Origin of the sequence: Streptomyces sp. CA-142005, from assembly GCF_050942335.1 — a bacterium.
In the GTDB taxonomy this organism is placed as follows: Bacteria; Actinomycetota; Actinomycetes; order Streptomycetales; family Streptomycetaceae; genus Streptomyces.
This window is the reverse complement of the sequence record NZ_CP192078.1, coordinates 1400621-1416903: the sequence shown is the minus strand read 5'-3', so window position 1 is coordinate 1416903 and position 16283 is coordinate 1400621. Positions and strand designations below refer to the sequence as shown.

At 72.8% G+C, this 16283-nt stretch carries 14 protein-coding genes and 2 pseudogenes; 9 read left to right on the top strand and 7 right to left on the bottom strand.

Annotation, left to right across the window (positions count from 1 at the left end):
* Positions 1 to 3 precede the first annotated feature (3 nt).
* Positions 4 to 1074, top strand: coding sequence for an adenosine deaminase (locus ACQPXS_RS06975; protein ID WP_433447963.1), 1071 nt, complete (start codon positions 4 to 6; stop codon positions 1072 to 1074).
* Here ACQPXS_RS06975 and ACQPXS_RS06970 read toward each other — a convergent pair.
* The 3 genes and pseudogenes from ACQPXS_RS06970 to ACQPXS_RS06960 form a co-directional block, all read right to left on the bottom strand.
* Positions 1056 to 1571 (bottom strand): mycothiol transferase, encoded by a 516-nt coding sequence (locus ACQPXS_RS06970; protein WP_351808928.1) that lies wholly within the window; start codon positions 1569 to 1571, stop codon positions 1056 to 1058. The genes ACQPXS_RS06975 and ACQPXS_RS06970 overlap by 19 nt on opposite strands.
* Positions 1572 to 1599: 28 nt before the next feature.
* Positions 1600 to 3100, bottom strand: a pseudogene (locus tag ACQPXS_RS06965) (carotenoid oxygenase family protein).
* Between the two features lie 67 nt (positions 3101 to 3167).
* Entirely contained in the window at positions 3168 to 4094 is a 927-nt protein-coding gene (locus ACQPXS_RS06960; RefSeq protein ID WP_433447961.1) for a LysR family transcriptional regulator, read from the bottom strand.
* 141 nt (positions 4095 to 4235) lie between these two features.
* Between ACQPXS_RS06960 and mgrA the strand changes: the two genes are divergently transcribed.
* Positions 4236 to 5228: an L-glyceraldehyde 3-phosphate reductase gene (gene mgrA, locus ACQPXS_RS06955; protein ID WP_351808919.1), complete on the top strand. Its 993-nt coding sequence runs from the start codon at positions 4236 to 4238 to the stop codon at positions 5226 to 5228.
* Positions 5229 to 5253: 25 nt separating this feature from the next.
* Here the strand turns inward: mgrA and ACQPXS_RS06950 are convergent, their stop codons facing one another.
* Positions 5254 to 6237, bottom strand: a complete 984-nt coding sequence (locus ACQPXS_RS06950; protein ID WP_433447958.1) for an oxidoreductase — start codon at positions 6235 to 6237, stop codon at positions 5254 to 5256.
* Between the two features lie 99 nt (positions 6238 to 6336).
* Between ACQPXS_RS06950 and ACQPXS_RS06945 the strand changes: the two genes are divergently transcribed.
* Entirely contained in the window at positions 6337 to 7254 is a 918-nt protein-coding gene (locus ACQPXS_RS06945) for an AraC family transcriptional regulator (protein WP_433447956.1), read from the top strand.
* On the opposite strand, the gene ACQPXS_RS06940 is transcribed toward ACQPXS_RS06945, so the two are convergent.
* Together ACQPXS_RS06940 and ACQPXS_RS06935 are read right to left on the bottom strand one after the other, a co-directional pair.
* A complete protein-coding gene (locus tag ACQPXS_RS06940) occupies positions 7247 to 7531 on the bottom strand; it encodes a DUF1905 domain-containing protein (RefSeq protein ID WP_433447954.1) in 285 nt (94 codons plus the stop codon). The two genes, ACQPXS_RS06945 and ACQPXS_RS06940, sit on opposite strands and share 8 nt — an antisense overlap.
* Positions 7532 to 7632: 101 nt before the next feature.
* On the bottom strand, positions 7633 to 8016 hold the full coding sequence (locus ACQPXS_RS06935; protein WP_433447952.1) for a nuclear transport factor 2 family protein: 384 nt from the start codon (positions 8014 to 8016) through the stop codon (positions 7633 to 7635).
* Between the two features lie 324 nt (positions 8017 to 8340).
* On the opposite strand from ACQPXS_RS06935, the gene ACQPXS_RS06930 reads away from it, so the two are divergent.
* From ACQPXS_RS06930 to ACQPXS_RS06915, 4 genes are all read left to right on the top strand, one after another.
* Positions 8341 to 8751, top strand: coding sequence for a hypothetical protein (locus ACQPXS_RS06930; RefSeq protein ID WP_433447950.1), 411 nt, complete (start codon positions 8341 to 8343; stop codon positions 8749 to 8751).
* 70 nt (positions 8752 to 8821) lie between these two features.
* Entirely contained in the window at positions 8822 to 11161 is a 2340-nt protein-coding gene (locus ACQPXS_RS06925; protein WP_351808905.1) for an FHA domain-containing protein, read from the top strand.
* A 38-nt stretch (positions 11162 to 11199) separates the two neighbouring features.
* Positions 11200 to 11751, top strand: coding sequence for a hypothetical protein (locus ACQPXS_RS06920; protein ID WP_433447947.1), 552 nt, complete (start codon positions 11200 to 11202; stop codon positions 11749 to 11751).
* Positions 11751 to 12767 carry a serine/threonine-protein kinase gene (locus tag ACQPXS_RS06915; RefSeq protein WP_433447944.1) on the top strand — a complete coding sequence of 339 codons (1017 nt, stop codon included), beginning with the start codon at positions 11751 to 11753 and terminating at the stop codon, positions 12765 to 12767. Before ACQPXS_RS06920 ends, ACQPXS_RS06915 begins: the two co-directional genes overlap by 1 nt.
* A gap of 62 nt (positions 12768 to 12829) precedes the next feature.
* Here the strand turns inward: ACQPXS_RS06915 and ACQPXS_RS06910 are convergent, their stop codons facing one another.
* Positions 12830 to 14104 carry a streptophobe family protein gene (locus ACQPXS_RS06910; protein WP_390681499.1) on the bottom strand — a complete coding sequence of 425 codons (1275 nt, stop codon included), beginning with the start codon at positions 14102 to 14104 and terminating at the stop codon, positions 12830 to 12832.
* Positions 14105 to 14293: 189 nt separating this feature from the next.
* Between ACQPXS_RS06910 and ACQPXS_RS06905 the strand changes: the two are divergent.
* Both ACQPXS_RS06905 and ACQPXS_RS06900 read left to right on the top strand, forming a co-directional pair.
* Positions 14294 to 15472 (top strand): annotated as a pseudogene (locus ACQPXS_RS06905) (DUF6777 domain-containing protein); the annotation flags it as partial.
* Between the two features lie 350 nt (positions 15473 to 15822).
* Complete coding sequence (locus tag ACQPXS_RS06900; RefSeq protein ID WP_433447942.1) at positions 15823 to 16275, top strand: ATP-binding protein; 453 nt, start codon at positions 15823 to 15825, stop codon at positions 16273 to 16275.
* The last annotated feature ends 8 nt before the right edge of the window (positions 16276 to 16283 follow it).

Below are 16283 nucleotides of genomic sequence, written 5' to 3'. Positions count from 1 at the left end.
GCCATGACCGCGCCCCGCATCGACACCGAGACCCTCCGCCGGCTGCCCAAGGCCGTGCTGCACGACCACCTGGACGGCGGACTGCGCCCCGCCACCGTCGTCGAACTCGCGGCGGAGATCGGTCACACCCTGCCCACCACCGACCCCGACGAGCTGGCCGCCTGGTACTTCGAGGCCGCCAACTCCGGCGACCTGGTCCGCTACATAGCCACCTTCGAGCACACCCTCGCCGTCATGCAGAGCCGTGAGGGCCTGCTGCGCACCGCCGAGGAGTACGTGCTGGACCTCGCCGCCGACGGTGTCGTCTACGCCGAGGTGCGCTATGCCCCCGAGCTGAACACGCGGGGCGGGCTGACGATGCGCGAGGTCGTGGAGACCGTGCAGCAGGGGCTGGCCGCCGGTATGGCCAAGGCGGCCGCCGCCGGCACCCCCGTACGGGTCGGCACCCTGCTGTGCGGCATGCGGATGTTCGACCGGGTCCGCGAGGCCGCCGACCTGGCCGTCGCCTACCGCGACGCCGGTGTCGTCGGCTTCGACATCGCCGGCGCCGAGGACGGCTTCCCGCCCGCCGACCACCTGGAGGCCTTCGAGCACCTGCGCCGCGAGAGCGTGCCCTTCACCATCCACGCCGGGGAGGCGCACGGACTGCCCAGCATCCACCAGGCCCTGCAGGTGTGCGGCGCCCAGCGCATCGGCCACGGTGTGCGCCTGACCGAGGACATCGTGGACGGCAAGCTCGGCCGGCTCGCCTCCTGGGTGCGCGACCGCCGGATCGCCCTGGAGATGTGCCCCACCTCCAACCTGCAGACCGGCTGCGCCACCTCGATCGCCGAGCACCCGATCACGGCCCTGAAGGACCTCGGCTTCCGGGTCACCCTCAACACCGACAACCGTCTGGTGTCGGGCACGACGATGACCCGGGAGATGTCCCTGCTGGTCGAGGAGGCCGGCTGGACGGTCGAGGACCTGCGCACGGTCACGGTGAACGCGCTCAAGAGCGCCTTCCTCCCGTTCGACGAGCGCAAGGCCCTCATCGAGGACGTGGTCCTGCCCGCTTACGCCGCCGCGCTCTGAATCAGCCCCCTGAGGTAGGCGGCCTGTCCGATGTGCTGAAGGTCGTCGGACAGGACGCTCACCAGGCGGACGCCCAGGCTGACCGGGGGATCCCAGCGCTCGTCCACGATCCGCTCGAGGTCCTTGGCGGCGAGGCCGCGCAGGACGCCGAGGGTCTGCTCGTGCACGGCGTCGTAGTACCCGGTGAGCAGGTCGGCGGACTCGACCCGCACCTTCGCGACCTTGGCCGGGCTGTGCCCGTACCCGGTGTCGTGGCGGGGCAGGTCGAGGCCGAAGCGCTTCTCCCAGCCCTGCGACAGCCACACCTGGTCGAGGTCGAAGGCGTCGGCGATGTGGTCGTCCTGCACCCGGGTGAGATGCCAGACGAGCCAGGCGACGGAGTTGGCGTCGGGGGCCGGGCGGTGGTGCAGCGCGTCCGGTCCGAGGCCGTCGAGGGCGGCATGGACTTCTTCCTGGATGCGGCCGTAGCCGTCGATGAGGATGTCCTTGGCATGCATACCGTCCACCATCCCAAACAGCGGGCGCTCACGCGTCCGGAATCCAGCTCCCGTGGAAGCCCAGCGGCACCCGCCCGGGCAGGTGCACCCGTGCCACCGGCTCGCCGGTGAAGTCCTGGGCGGCCAGGATCACCAGGTCGGCGGCACCGCGGTCCGGGTTGTGGACGTAGGCGATCGCGTATCCGTCGTCCTCGTCCGCCCGGTGGTCGCCGGCGTCCCGCGGCACGAACACCGCCTCGCCCGCCGCCGCGTCCTTCGGCAGCCGGTGCACCTGGGTGGCGCCCCGCAGCAGGTCGTGCTTGACGAGCGCGTTGGAGAAGGCGTCGTCGGGCGGGGTGCCGCCGTCCGGCGTCAGATAGGCGGCCGTCAGCCCGGCCGCCGCTGCCGCGTAGCCGTAGCGGTGCCGCCGGGACACCAGCGACTCGTTCACCCGCGGGAATTCCTGCGGCCGGTCGTCCAGCACCCGCTGCCGTACGCGGCCGTGGTGCAGATCGATCGTCCAGCGCTCCAGTTTCGTGGTGCCCGTGGCGTACGGACCGTCCGAGCCGCGCCCGGCGACGTGGAACGGCGCCGGGCAGGTCGTCAGGTCGACCACCACGGACCCGCCCTCCTCGTAGGCGTTGAGCGTGTGCGAGTAGAAGACGGGGTCGATCCCGAACCAGCGCACCGGCCCGCCGGTCCGCCGCATGACACCGACCCGGGTCGGATGGTTCCGGTTCCAGACGTAGGGCACCGGGACGCCCCGCCCGCCCGCCGCCGCGTCGAAGGTGACCGGGATGTCGAAGAGGACGACGTGCCGCTCGGTCAGCGCGAAGTCGTGCATCATCGGGGCGTCCGCCACCGGGATCCTCGTCGTGCGGGAGACCCTCCCGGCGCGGTCCACGACCAGGTGCCGGACGTGGTCCCAGGTAGCGTGGTAGGCGACGGCGTGCAGCTCACCGGCGTGCACGTCGAACTTGGTGTGCGCGGCGAACGCGCCCTCCAGCGTGCCCGCGAAGTCGTACGTACCCGAGGTGCCCAGCTCGCCGTCGAGTTCGTGGCAGCGGACCCCCCTCCTGGAGCGTGAGGATCCGTCCCCGGTACGGGATCACATGAGTGTTGCACGCGAAGTCCTCCTCCGGCACCGGCCCCGGATACGCCTCGCCCAGCTTCCGCGCGACCTGCGCGGAGCGCACCCAGCGGTTGCGGTACCACTCGGCCCGTCCGTCGCGCAGCCGGACGCCGTGCACCATGCCGTCGCCGAGCATCCAGTGATGGGCCCTGGGGTCCTCCAGGCCCAGGACGTTGGGTCCGTTGCGCAGGAAGCGGCCGTTCAGCTCGCGCGGAACGCGGCCCGTCACCGACAGGTCGAAGGCCGTCAGTTCCTCGGTGACGGGAGTGAACGCCCCTTCCAGGAACGGAAAATGACGCTGCGTCACCTCACCTGTGAGGCGGGCCGCCGCCCGGCCGGTGCCCAGGCCGGTGAGCGCGCCCGCCGCCGCGAGTCCGGCCGTCCCGCGCAGCACGGTCCGCCGTGTGTGTTCCGCCATGACGTGTCCTCCTGACCGTCGTCGTCCTGGCCGACGGTCCCGAGTCTGCGGTGGCGGACGCCCGGAATCAGGAGGGCTGGGACCCCTCCTGGGGTGGTGCCAGGCCCCCCGCCTCGTCGCCGGTCTCCAGGAGCGTGACGAGCGCCCGGGCGGCGGGACTGGTGGCCCGGTCCGGCGGCAGCAGCGCCACGGTCTCGTACTCCGTCTCGCCCGTGCCCTTCAGCGGCAGCGCGGTCAGCGAGGGCCGCTTGTGCCGGAAGTGCCGGGGTACGACCGCGATCCCCAGGTTCTCGTCCACCAGGTCCAGCAGGCTGTGCACGTCGTTGACCTCCAGCGCGACCGTGCGCCGGACACCGGTCGCGGCGAACGCGGCGTCGGTGGTGCGGCGCGGCCCCCAGTCCGGGTGGAAGTCCACGAAGACCTCGCCGGCCAGATCGTCCGGGGTCAGCACCGCGCCCGTCGAGGCCAGCCGGTGCCCGGGATGGCACAGCACGGTCATCGGCTCGCTCGTCAGCGCCACCGAACGCAGCTGGTCGCTGTCGGCCCGGGTGCGGTAGGCGAAGGCGAGGTCGAGCCGGCCGGCCGCCACCTCTTCGGCCAGCGCGCCCGAACCGGCCTGCCGCAGCCGGATCTCCACGTCCGGATGCCGGCCCCGGAAGGCGGCGAGCAGCCGAGCCACATGCACCCCGGCGATGCACTGCTCGGTGCCCAGCGCCAGCGTGCCGCGCAGCACGCCCTGCACCGCCGCGACCGCCTCGTGCGCGGCGCGGACCTGCGCGAGGATCCGCTCGGCCTCCGCCAGCAGCGCCCGCCCCGCCTCGGTGAGCGTCACCCGCCTGGTGGTACGCACGAACAGGGGCGCGCGCAGCTCCCGCTCCAGCGCCCGGATGGACGCCGACAACCCCGACTGGGACACCATCAGGCGTTCGGCGGCCCTCGTGAAATGCTGGTCCTCGGCGACGGCGACGAAGTGCTGAAGATGGCGCAGTTCCATGATTGAGAAGCCTAGCCGCTGAATTCCATCGGATTCTTCTGTTGGACCGCTGCCCGCCGGGCGGGAAAGAGTGGAAGCGGTCCCAGGAGCCGCAGGCTCCCGGAGCCGGGAACACCGTGTGCCAACCCCTCTGGAGTCGCGTTGTACACCGCACACCCCGACCGTTACGCCGACATGCCCTACCGGCGCACCGGACGCAGCGGACTGAAGCTCCCCGCGCTGTCCCTCGGCCTGTGGCACAACTTCGGCCCGGACCGGCCCGCCGAGACCCAGCGGGCCATCCTGCGCCGCGCCTTCGACCTGGGCGTCACCCACTTCGACCTCGCCAACAACTACGGCCCGCCGCCCGGCGCCGCCGAGTCCGCGCTCGGCGAGGCCCTGAAGGCCGACTTCGGGCCGTACCGCGACGAGCTGATCATCTCCACCAAGGCCGGCTACCTCATGTGGCCCGGCCCGTACGGCGAATGGGGCTCGCGCAAGTACCTGCTGTCCTCGCTCGACCAGAGCCTCGCGCGCATGGGCCTGGACTACGTCGACATCTTCTACTCGCACCGCCCCGACCCGGACACTCCGCTGGAGGAGACGATGGGCGCCCTGCACTCGGCCGTGCAGCAGGGCAAGGCGCTGTACGTCGGCGTCTCCAACTACTCGGCGGAGCAGACCCGGGAGGCCGCCCGCATCCTCGCCGACCTCGGCACCCCGCTGCTCATCCACCAGCCGCGCTACTCGATGCTCGACCGCCGGCCCGAGGACGAGGGCCTGCTGGACGCCCTGGACGAACTCCAGGCCGGTTCCATCGCCTACTCCCCGCTGGAGCAGGGCCTGCTCACCGGCCGCTACCTCGACGGCATCCCCGAGGACTCGCGGGCCGCGAGCGACAGCCCGTTCCTGAACTCGGACGCGGTCACCGAGGACCTCGTGGGCCGCCTGCGCTCCCTCGACGAGATCGCCAAGTCCCGCGGCCAGACCCTGGCCCAGCTGGCCCTGGCCTGGGTGCTGCGCGGCGGCCGGGTCACCTCCGCGCTGGTCGGCGCGAGCAGCCCGCAGCAGCTCGAGGACAGCGTCGGGACGATCCGCAACCTGGACTTCGACGCCGAGGAACTGGCGCGGATCGACGCGATCGTGCAGGGCTGAGCACGCCCGGGGCCGGTGGCCGCGGTCAGGAGGTGAGCCGTTCGCTCACCTCCCACAGCCGGGCCGCCGCCTCCGGGTCGACGGCGTACGGCAGCACGCCGGGCCGCCCCGGGTCCGCCCGCCACTCGGCCTCACCCTCCGGGCTCACCAGGGGGCTGATGTCACAGTTCTCGCAGTAGACACCGCCGAGCCCGTCGAGCCGCGGGCTGGTGGCGCACCACACGCCGGTCGCCGCTCCCTGCGCGACGGTCTTCTGCTGCCGGGAGGGGTCGCGCACCGGGCGGCCCTCCTCGTCGATGGCCCCGGCTGCCCTGAGGGCTTCCTCGGTGAGGTGCTTGGCGAGGCCGGTGTCGATGATCTGGCCGGGGTGGACGGAGAAGGCCCGCACGCCCTCCGCCCGGCCCCGCCGGTCGAGCTCCACGGCGAAGAGCGCGTTGGCGGTCTTCGACTGGCCGTAGGCGAGGAACGGCTCGTAGGGCCGGTGCTCGAAGTGCAGGTCGTCGAAGACCACGGGGGAGAAGCGGATGCCCCGCGAGGACACCGAGACCACGCGCGCCCCGCGGGCCGCCACCAGAGCGGGCCGGAGCCGGGCCACCAGCCGGAAGTGCCCCAGGTGGTTCGTGGCGAACTGGGCCTCGTAGCCGCGCGCGTCCCGCCGCAGCGGGGTCGCCATGATTCCGGCGCTGTTCACCAGGATGTGCAGGGGGCGCCCGGAGGCCAGGAACGTCTGCGCGAAGGCGTCGACCGACGCCGGGTCGATCAGGTCCATGTGCTCGACCTCGACGCCCTCCACCTCCTTCAGCGCGGCGCGGGCCCGCTCCGGATCCCGGGCCGGTACGACGACCTCGGCGCCCGCCGCCCGCAGGACGCGGCTCGTCTCCAGGCCGATGCCGGAGTAGCCGCCGGTGACGATCGCGACTCTTCCGGTCAGGTCGATGCCCTCGATGACGTCCTCGGCGGTGGACGCGGGGCCGAAGCCGGAGCGCAGGGGCTGTTGTGCGGTGGTCATGTGGGTCTCTCCTCGGTATGAGCCGTGAGACCACCGTAGGTCCGTGGTTCCGAACGATGAATGCTTGAGAATGCGCACTACTTGCGTGATAGTTCGAGCATGTCCACCGATCCTCTCTCCGACGCCCTCGCCGTCGCGGACGCGCGCGGCGTGTTCTCCGGGGGCTTCACGGCCGGCGGGCGCTGGGCGATCCGGCTGCGCGGGCGCGACAAGCTGAAGGTGAACGTCGTGGCGCGGGGCGGCTGTCTGCTCGTCGCCGAGGGCGGCGCCCACCCCGTCGCCCTGTCCGAGGGCGATGTCGTCGTCTCCGACGGGCGGCGGCCGTACGTGCTGTGCAGCGAGCCCGGACTGGAGCCCGTCGAACCGGCTCAGGTCGCCGTGGACCCGCGCACCCGCATGGGAGCGCTCGGTGGGGGAGAGGAGGTGGTGTGCGTCTCCGGGCACATCGACCTCAGCCGGCACGGCGGGGACCTGCTGCGCCGGGCCCTGCCCGAGCTGATCCACGTGCGCTCCACCGCGGCGGAGGCGCCGGTGCTGCGCTGGCTCACCGCCCAGCTGATGCGGGAGATGGCCGGGGGCCGGGCCGGTTCCGCCTTCTCCTCGGACCACCTCGCCCAGTTGATGTTCCTGCAGGTGCTGCGGGCGTGCCTGAGCGAGGCCGCGGGCCTGCCGGCCGGCTGGCTGCGGGCGCTGGCCGACGAGCGCCTGGCCCCCGCCCTGCGCCTGATGCACGCCGACCCGGCGCACCCCTGGCAACTGGAGGAGCTCGCGCGCGCCGCCGCGATGTCCCGCACCACCTTCGCCGTGCGCTTCCGGGAGGCCGCGGGGGTGCCGCCGCTGACCTATCTGCAGAATTGGCGGATGAGCCTGGCCGCCCGTGCCCTCAGGCAGGACTCGGTGCCGGTGGCGGAAGTGGCCCGCTCGGTCGGCTACGGCTCCGAGAGCGCCTTCAGCAACGCCTTCAAGCGCACGGTCGGCGTCGCACCCCGCCGCTACCGGGAGTCGGTCGTCAGCTGAGCCGCTCCGCCAGGCGTACGGTCACGGTGTCGCCCTCCCGCTTGCCGATCGCCTTGCGGATGCCGGCCTGCACGGGGAGCTTGTGCCGGCCGTCGCCCAGGGCCATGAACGAGCTCCGGAACGGGTGCCCGTCGACCGCGCCGCGCACCTTCACCAGGCCGCGCGTGCCGAAGAGCTCTGCCGAGCGCGGCCAGACCACATAGGTCCAGCCGCCGGTCTGCGGGCTCTTCTCCAGGACCGTGGTGAACTCCACGTCCACCGGACCGCTCGTCCGCATGATGCTCCTCCGTCCTGCTCCGCGCGCGCCGAGCTCTGCCGGGTCGTCGTTCACCGGGGCAGACCGCCGCGCGCGGTGGAACTCATCGCGGCCAGGCGGTGTCAGGCACCGGCCGGCACCCGGTCCAGAAAGCCCAGCACCTGCCGGATCCGGCCCTCGTCGTCCAGCGTGACGACGTCGAACCCGGCCACCGGCGCCGAGCTGTCGGCCTGGTTCACGAGCTCCCAGCCGAAGCGCGCGGTGTCGTGGTGTCCGTCCACCGCACCGAGCGGGCGGAAGAGGAACCCGGGGAACTGCTCGTGCGCCGCCGCGATCACGGCCGCGACGGCCTCGTGACCGCGGACGTCGGCGAGCGGGTCGGTGTAGCCGCCGTCGGCGGTCCAGGCGGCGGCGACCGCCTTCTTCAGCGCCTCCGGCTCGGTGGCGTTCCAGGCCTCGAAGTAACGGGCGACGGCGCTCTCGTAACGGTCGGTGTTCACGGACATGGTGAATCAGCCTCCATCGAGGTCGTGACTGCTGGTAAGTGCTGGTCAGAGCCGGATCCGGGGCTTCGCCGATCCGGTGTGACCACCATGCCGGAGCACCGAGGGGCGGGTCGATTACCTGCCTGGTAATGCCCGGGGTGCGAACACGCCGCTGCGTTCCGGCCAGAACCGGCGGTGAATATGCCAAGAGACTGGCCGGAAAGTCGTGGTGACTGTGTTTCGGGAGTGGCGATACTCGACATCAGGGGCACTTCACCGCACAGCAGCCGCACGGAGAGCGAGGCCGGGCCGGGCGCAACCGGCGAGGCGACGGGGGAGTGAGACGTGCACGACGAATTCCTGTGCCATGTCACGGCGTACGGCATGTGCGACGGCCGGCGCGTGGGGGTGCCGCTCGGTACCTATCGCGCGCCCACGCTGGCCCTGGCCATGTGGTGGCTGCGCGACCGCGCGTCCTGGATCGCCGAGCGGCTGGACCCGAGCCCGCAGGACTCCGCCTTCCCGGTGGGCGCGCTGGTGCCGGTCGCGGACACGGTGCCCGACGTGCCCGCCCTGCTGCGCGCCTGGTGCGCCGACGACGTCCGGCAGGAGCTGGTGGCCGACGAGCTGGCCGGCGGACGGCTGGTGCGGATCGCCGCCAGTGACGACACCACCGAGTACGAACTGCTCGCCGAGTCCGTCGACGCGCTGCGCATGCAGCGCACCCTGCCGGCGCTCGTCGTGCCCGTCGCCTGACACCTGTCCGCCGCCGGCATCGCCCCTCGACTCCGGGCGCGTATGTGGACGAATCGGTAGAATTCTGGCCATGGCGGAGCGGCCCATCGCCCCGACGGCGCCCGAACTCGTCCTGGAGACCGACACGGGCTCCACGGTCATGAGCCCGGGCCACGACTACCACGTCGGACGTGACCCCTTGAGCGACATCGTCCTCGACGATGCCCGGGTCTCGTGGCACCACGCCGTGCTGCGCTGCCGGCACGACCACTGGACCCTGACGGACCGGCACAGCACCAACGGCACCTACGCCGACGGCCGCAGGATCAGCGAGTGGGGCGTACGCCCCGGCAGCGTGATCCGCTTCGGCAATCCCACCGACGGCCCCCGCGCGGTCCTCGCCGATGCCCCGCGGCCCGCCCCCGACCGCCCTTCCGCGGTGTCGCTTCCCCAGCTGACCGGCACCTTCCGCCGGCCCAGCAGTGTCCGTCCGCTGCCCGCGCGCTCGATCCGCATCGGCCGGGCCGCCGACAACGACCTGGTGGTGGACGACCTGGTCGTCTCCCGCCGCCACGCCGAACTGCGCGCCCACGGCGACGGCACGTACGAGATCGTCGACCTCGGCAGCCACAACCGCACCTACCTCAACGGCCGGCCCGTCACCCGCGCGCCCATGGTGCCCGGCGACATCGTCGGCATCGGCCACTCCGCGTTCTGCCTGGTCGGCGACGAACTCCAGGAGTACGTCGACACCGGCGAGATCTCCCTCGACGCCCAGGACCTCACCGTCGCCGTGGACGGCGGACGCAAGGTGCTCCTCGACCGGGTGTCCTTCCCGGTGGGCGAGAAGTGCCTGCTCGCGGTGGTCGGACCGAGCGGCGCCGGCAAGTCCACGCTGCTGAACGCGCTGACCGGGCAGCGGCCCGCCGACCGCGGCACCGTCCTGTACGACGGCCGCGACCTCTACCGCGACTTCGCCGAACTGCGTCAGCGCATCGGACTGGTCCCGCAGGACGACATCCTGCACCCCCAGCTCACCGTGCGTGCCGCCCTGACCTACGCCGCCGAACTGCGCTTCCCCGAGGACACCGCCGCGTCCGAGCGGCGGGCCCGGGTGGACGAGGTGATCGGGGAGCTAGGCCTCGAACAGCGCGCCGACCAGCCCGTGCACAGCCTCTCCGGCGGACAGCGCAAGCGCGTGAGCGTGGCCCTGGAGCTGCTCACCAAACCCTCGCTGCTCTTCCTGGACGAGCCGACCTCCGGCCTCGACCCCGGCATGGACCGGTCGGTGATGAACATGCTGCGCGGCCTCGCCGACGACGGCCGCACCGTCGTCGTGGTCACCCACAGCGTCCTCAGCCTCGGCGTCTGCGACCGCCTCCTGGTGCTCGCCCCGGGCGGCAAGGTGGCCTACTACGGGCCGCCCGACGACGCCCTCGCCTTCTTCGGCTTCGAACAGTGGCCGGAGGCCTTCGAGGCCTTCGACCGCGACCCGGAACGCGACTGGGCCCGGGAGTACCGCGAGTCGCCGTTCCACCGGCACTACGTCGCCGAGTCCACCACCCAGCCCCACCATCCGGGCCCGGCCCCCGTCTCCCCGGCACCACCGCCCCGCCCGCGCGGCTGGGGCGCCCAACTCGGCACCCTGGTCCGCCGTTACGCGGCCGTCCTCGGCTCCGACCGCACCTTCCTGCTCGTCATGATCGCGCTGCCGTTCATCATGGGCGCCATGGCCCGCGCCCTGGCCGGCGGCCGGCTCGCCCGGGACACCGCGATGAACGCGCTGCTGATCCTGTGCGTCGGCGCCGTGCTGACCGGTGCCGCCAACGCGGTGCGCGAACTCGTCAAGGAACGCGTCGTCTATCAACGCGAACGCGCCGTCGGCCTGCCCCGTTCGGCCTATCTGATGTCCAAGATCGTGGTACTCGGCACGATCAGCGTCGTCCAGGCCGTCGTCCTCACCCTGGTCGCCCTGCTCGGCGTCGACCTGAACACCCCCGGCGGCCGTGGCGTCCTGCTGCCGCCGCTCGTCGAGATCGCCCTGGCCGCCGCCTTCCTCGCGTTCACCGCGATGATGCTCGGCCTGCTGGTCTCCGCGCTGGTGCGCAAGGAGGAGGTGACGATGCCGCTGCTGGTGCTGCTCGCCATCGTCCAGGTCGTCTTCTGCGGTGCCCTGCTCCCGCTCAACGGTGTGCCGGGCTTGGAGCAGCTGTCCTGGCTGGTGCCCTCCCGCTGGGCGCTCGGCGCCATGGCCGGCACGGTCGGGCTGTCCCGGATCGTCCCGGGCAAGCTGACCGCCGACCCCCTCTTCCGGCACTCGACGGGCGTCTGGCTGCTCGATATGGCCATGCTGGTGGTGCTCTCCGTCCTCTACGGGCTCATGGTCGCCCGGCTGCTGCGCCGGCACGAGCCCGCCGTGATGCGGAAGTAGGCGAACGCGATGGCACACACGCGGAAGCAGGCGCCCCGATGAGCAGAGCGGCCAGTACCGGATTCCAGCCCACGCACGTCGTGCCGCGGCGCGGCATGCCCGCCTGGGAGTCCCCCGACCCGGCCCGGCCCACCGTGCCCCTCGACCCGCTGCTGCCGGTCGAGCTCGTGGAGCGGCGCGGCGACTGGGGATACATCCGCTGCGCCAACGGCTGGGCCGCCTGGGTGGACGGCCGCCGGCTCGTCGCCGTACCCGAGGACCCGCCCGCCGCCGGCGGACCGGCCGGCACCGCCGATCCGCGGCCGCTGCTGACCCGTGCCGAACAGGCCCTGGCCGACTACCGGTCCGCGGTGGAGGAGCTGGCCGCCGGCACCCTGGACGGCGAGGACTTCGAGGACCGCACCCGGGGCCTCAGGCTCGGGATCGTCGTCGACGGCGAGTCCATGTGGCTGTACGACCCCGAGGAGGGCCGCTGGGTGTACGGCGACGGACGGCGGCTCAGCACCTACGCCACCGACCGCGAGGTCACCGGCGAGGACGCCGCCGGGCACGCCCCGACCCGGCTCGTCGCGCCCGAGGGTGAGCGCTGATGGCGGGCGAGACCAGCCTGTTCTCCGGCCGGCCCTCGGAGCTGATCGGCCGGAGAATCGCGAGCTACCGCATCGAGAGCGAGATCGGGCGCGGCGGCATGGCCGTCGTCTACCGCGCCCGCGACCTGCGCCTGGACCGCACGGTCGCCCTCAAGCTGCTCGCCCCCGAACTCGCCCGCAACGACACCTTCCGCAAGCGCTTCACCCATGAGTCCCAGGTGGCCGCGGCGATCGACCACCCGCACATCGTCCCGGTCTTCGAGGCCGGCGAGACCGACGGGGTGCTCTACATCGCCATGCGGCACGTCTCCGGCAGCGACCTGCGCCACGTCCTCGACCTGCACGGACCGCTGCCGTTGCCCGATGCCGTGCGGATCGCCGCGCAGGTGGCGTCCGCTCTCGACGCCGCCCACGAGCACGGACTGGTGCACCGGGACGTCAAACCCGGCAACATCCTGGTCGCCGAGGGCATCGACACCGACCACCCCGAGCACGTCTACCTCACCGACTTCGGACTCACCAAGAAGTCGCTGTCTCTGACCGGCTTCACCAGCGTCGGCCAGTTCGTCGGCACCCTCGACTACGTGGCCCCGGAGCAGATCTCCGGCCGCCCGGTCGACGGCCGCTGCGATGTCTACGGACTGGCCTGCGTCGTCTACGAGAGCCTCGCGGGTCGGCCCCCGTTCCTGCGCGACGACGACATGGCGCTGCTCTGGGCCCACCAGTACGACGAGCCGCCCCCGCCGAGCGAGGCCCGCCCCGGACTCGACCCCGCGGTGGACCCGGTCTTCGCCAAGGCCCTGGCCAAGAACCCCGACGCCCGTTACGACACCTGCCTCGCCTTCGTCGCCGCCCTGCGCGCCACCATGGCGACCGGCGCGGGCCCGGCCGGCGTCCGCCCGGCGCACCAGCCCCACACGCAGACGGACCACACGGTGGCGGCCGAGCCTCCGAGCCCGCCGCACTGGGCGGACCCGGTGTACCGGGCGGACGAGACAGCGCGGAACCCCGCCTGAGACCGCCCACCGTGCCGCCTCCGGCCGGAAGCCCTCGGTGATCCGGCCGCCGACCAGGTGGATCACTCGCCCGGCCCGCCCACCTCGCCCCGCCGCCGCACCCGCCGGGCCAGCAGGCCGCCCAGGAACCCGGCGGCCAGCCCCCACAGCGCGCCCAGGCCCACCGCCCCCCACAGTTGGGGCCTGAGGAACAGTTCCCCGGACAGCCCGCCGCCGAGGTCGCCGATGCCGAGCAGGGAGAGCCCGTAGTGCGCCGAGATACGGCCCGTCAGGCAGATCATCAGCACCGTCAGCGCCAGCGCCACCGCCAGGTGGACGGCGTGCTGCCACAGGCGGATCCGAGCCGGTGAGCTCGCTGCCATCCGGAAGGCCACGGCAAGCAGCAGGATCGCGTCCACGGCCACCAGCCACCACCACCGGCCGTCGTAGTCGGTGAGCGAGCCGAGGTTCAGCGCGGAGACGTCCGGGGTGCGCAGGATGACGTCCAGGACGTGCGGCACCGGCAGTCCGAACGGCCCGTCCACGCGGCCGTTCCAGGTCGCTCCCATACCGATGGTGAGAGCCGGCCAGGCCAGATTGGGCAGGCCGAGCAGGATCAGGGCGAAGGTCGCCGGGGCGTGCCCCCGGGTGGCCGCCGCGATCAGGGCGGCGACCAGGCCGATGACGACGTACGCGAGGAGCAGCACCACCATCGCGTGCGCCGCCGGGCGCACCGACTCCTGGAACCGCAGCAGCCGCCCCGGCAGCGGCGCCCCGCGCGCGACCAGCAGCGCGAGCACCAGCACCCCGGCCAGCCACAGCAGGCCGAACAGCACCGTCAGCGGCACGTCCGTGCGGAAGCCGACCCGGGGGGCGGCGTCGAACAGGCCGGTCAGGTCGCTGAGGGTGCCGCTGCCCACGTCGACCGCGAAGGTCTGCCGGGCGCCGAGGGCGAGGCCGATCAGCGCGAGCAGCCACAGCACCCCGATCCGGGCGGCCCAGCCGGCCAGTTCTCCGGCCGAGGCGACCGCCCGGTGCCGCAGCGGCCGCAGGAAGCCCCCGCCGATGACCAGCGCGCCGACCAGGGTCACCGACAGCGGGATCACGGTGACCCCCGCCCGGGTCTGCGCCAGCGCGCCCGCGTTGCCGGAGAGTTCCACGCTGCCGCCGACCGCCGTGACCAGGGTCGCGGCCACCACCCGCGGGAACGCGCCGTCCGGCAGGTCACCCGCTCCGGCCGCCCACAGTCCCAGCGCCGCCACCAGCGCCATGACGGCCAGCCCGGTCAGCACCGTGGCCACGGCCCGCGCCCAGCCGTGACGGGCGGCGGGCCGCTGGGAGACGGACGGAACGCTCACGGTTGACACGCTATGCAGCGGCCGGGCACCCCGCCCGCCGGGTGGGCCGTTCGCGTCGGCTTGCGAGCCTCGCCGTCCTGAGACACACAATGGGGTCAACGTGCAGCTAAATGCACTAAACGGGACTTGACCGATAAAAGCCGCGTATCGCACCGCGTATCGCGACGATCGCGACGGGAAGAAGTGCTCGTGAGCGCCGAACCTCCGTCCTCGGGCCGTCCGACCGGGCCGCCCTCCGGCCCGCTGTCGGGTTCCTCCCGGCCCCCGTCCGGGCCCCCGCCCTCCCAACCGCCGGGTGGCGGCGGAGCCCAGGGACCCCACGGGCCGTGGTGGAAGTCCGTGCCGCGGGTGGCGGCCATCAGCGCCGCCGTCGTCGCCGCCGTGGTCCTCGCGGTGGTCTTCACCCGGCCGGGCGGCTCCGGCAAGGGCGGCGAGGTCTTCCTGCAGTCCGCGAACAGCAGTGGTCAGGACCCGTTCACGGAATCCACCGCGAAGCAGAGCTCCGCCCCGCCCCCGCCCTCCGCCTCCGCCGCTCCCACCGGCACCGCCAACACGCTGCAGGGAGTCGACGGCGGAGCGCCCGGCCTGTACGGCGGCACCCGTCGCACTCCCGCCTGCGACGTCGAGAAGCAGGTCAAGTACCTGCAGGCCGACCAGGGCAAGGAGAAGGCCTTCGCCTCCGTGGCCGGCGTCCAGCCCTCCGGCGTACCCGCCTATCTGCGCTCGCTGACCCCGGTTCAGCTGCGCGTGGACACCCGGGTCACCAACCACGGCTACCGCGACGGGGCCGCCACCAGCTACCAGTCGGTCCTCCAGGCGGGCACCGCCGTGCTGGTGGACAGCCACGGCGTCCCCCGCGTGCGCTGCGCCTGCGGCAACCCGCTGAACCCGCCGGTCGCGCAGAAGAGCACGCCGAAGCTGGTGGGCCACCCCTGGCCGTCGTACCGGCCCTCGAACGTGGTCGTGGTGACGCCGGCGCCGACGGTCGTCAACGTCTTCGTGCTCTACGACAGCCACCACAAGGAGTGGATCCAGCGTGAGCGCGGTGACCAGTACGGCCGGCACGACGAGCACGCCGAGCCGCCGAAGCTGCCGAATCCCTGGAACCCGCCCCGGCCTCCGTCCCCGACGTGCCCGCCCGGCTCGAAGAACTGCCCGTCCACACCGGGCCGGCCCAGCCCGTCGGCGTCGTCCTCGTCGCCGTCCCCGTCGAAGTCCTCCTCGTCCTCTTCGCCCTCCTCGTCCTCGCCCTCGTCCCCGTCGTCGTCCGAGTCCTCGCCTTCGGAATCGAAGTCACCCTCGGAATCGAAGCCGTCGGAACCGAAGTCGTCCGAATCCCAGTCGTCGCAGTCGCAGTCGTCGTCGACCAAGCCGTCCTCCGCCGAGCCGGCGTCGCCGTCCGCGGGCTCTCCGTCGGCCCAGACCACGAGCGAGAAGACGTCGGAGCAGCAGACGACCGGCACCGCTCAGGTGTCCTCGGAGAGTTCCGCTCCGGGCCCGGCGACCACTCAGACGCCCGGCGAGTCGGGGGCGATCACGCCCACGCAGCCGGAGCCGCAGGGCTCACCTGCTCAGTGAGCGGTCGCGGCTTCCGGCGGCGTGACCATCGCCACTGTGCGCGGTGGGGCGAACGCCCGGGGGACTGCCGCGCCCGGCACGGGGTACGAGGACAGGTGCAACAGGCGACCGGCCGGGCCGGGCTTTCCGAGAGAGACAGCATGACCAAGCACCTGGGCGGGGCAGTGATACCGACTGGCTTCGACGTACCCGTGGAGCCACTGTGGCGCGCGGCCCACTACACCGGCGAACCCGGATGCATCGCCGAGGCGCGCGCCTTCGCCGCCCGGTTTCTGGAGCAGTTGCGCACCGAGTGGTGCGCAGTCGCCGACCGCCGCGCCTGTGGTGAGCTGCTGCTCGTCGTGACAGAACTCGTCACCAACGCCGACCGGCACAGCAACGGCCCCTACATCCTGGAACTGGAAGGCACGGACAGCGCCGTCACGGTGGGCGTCTACGACAGCAGCGCCGCCCTGCCCCGCAGATACCCGAGGGACCCCGAGCGCGTCGGCCGGCACGGTATGGAGATCGTGTACGCCCTGGCCTCGGAGGTCGTCGCGGAGCGCGTACCCGTGGGCAAGCGGGTACGCGCCCGCTTCGAGCTGAACCGCTGAACCGGACC

Excerpts from the sequence above, each read along its gene's own strand:
- ACQPXS_RS06975 (WP_433447963.1), top strand. The coding sequence starts at position 4 with ATGACCGCGCCCCGCATCGACACCGAGACCCTCCGCCGGCTGCCCAAG.
- ACQPXS_RS06970 (WP_351808928.1), bottom strand. The coding sequence starts at position 1,571 with ATGCATGCCAAGGACATCCTCATCGACGGCTACGGCCGCATCCAGGAA.
- ACQPXS_RS06960 (WP_433447961.1), bottom strand. The coding sequence starts at position 4,094 with ATGGAACTGCGCCATCTTCAGCACTTCGTCGCCGTCGCCGAGGACCAG.
- ACQPXS_RS06950 (WP_433447958.1), bottom strand. The coding sequence starts at position 6,237 with ATGACCACCGCACAACAGCCCCTGCGCTCCGGCTTCGGCCCCGCGTCC.
- ACQPXS_RS06945 (WP_433447956.1), top strand. The coding sequence starts at position 6,337 with ATGTCCACCGATCCTCTCTCCGACGCCCTCGCCGTCGCGGACGCGCGC.
- ACQPXS_RS06940 (WP_433447954.1), bottom strand. The coding sequence starts at position 7,531 with ATGCGGACGAGCGGTCCGGTGGACGTGGAGTTCACCACGGTCCTGGAG.
- ACQPXS_RS06935 (WP_433447952.1), bottom strand. The coding sequence starts at position 8,016 with ATGTCCGTGAACACCGACCGTTACGAGAGCGCCGTCGCCCGTTACTTC.
- ACQPXS_RS06925 (WP_351808905.1), top strand. The coding sequence starts at position 8,822 with ATGGCGGAGCGGCCCATCGCCCCGACGGCGCCCGAACTCGTCCTGGAG.
- ACQPXS_RS06920 (WP_433447947.1), top strand. The coding sequence starts at position 11,200 with ATGAGCAGAGCGGCCAGTACCGGATTCCAGCCCACGCACGTCGTGCCG.
- ACQPXS_RS06915 (WP_433447944.1), top strand. The coding sequence starts at position 11,751 with ATGGCGGGCGAGACCAGCCTGTTCTCCGGCCGGCCCTCGGAGCTGATC.
- ACQPXS_RS06900 (WP_433447942.1), top strand. The coding sequence starts at position 15,823 with ATGACCAAGCACCTGGGCGGGGCAGTGATACCGACTGGCTTCGACGTA.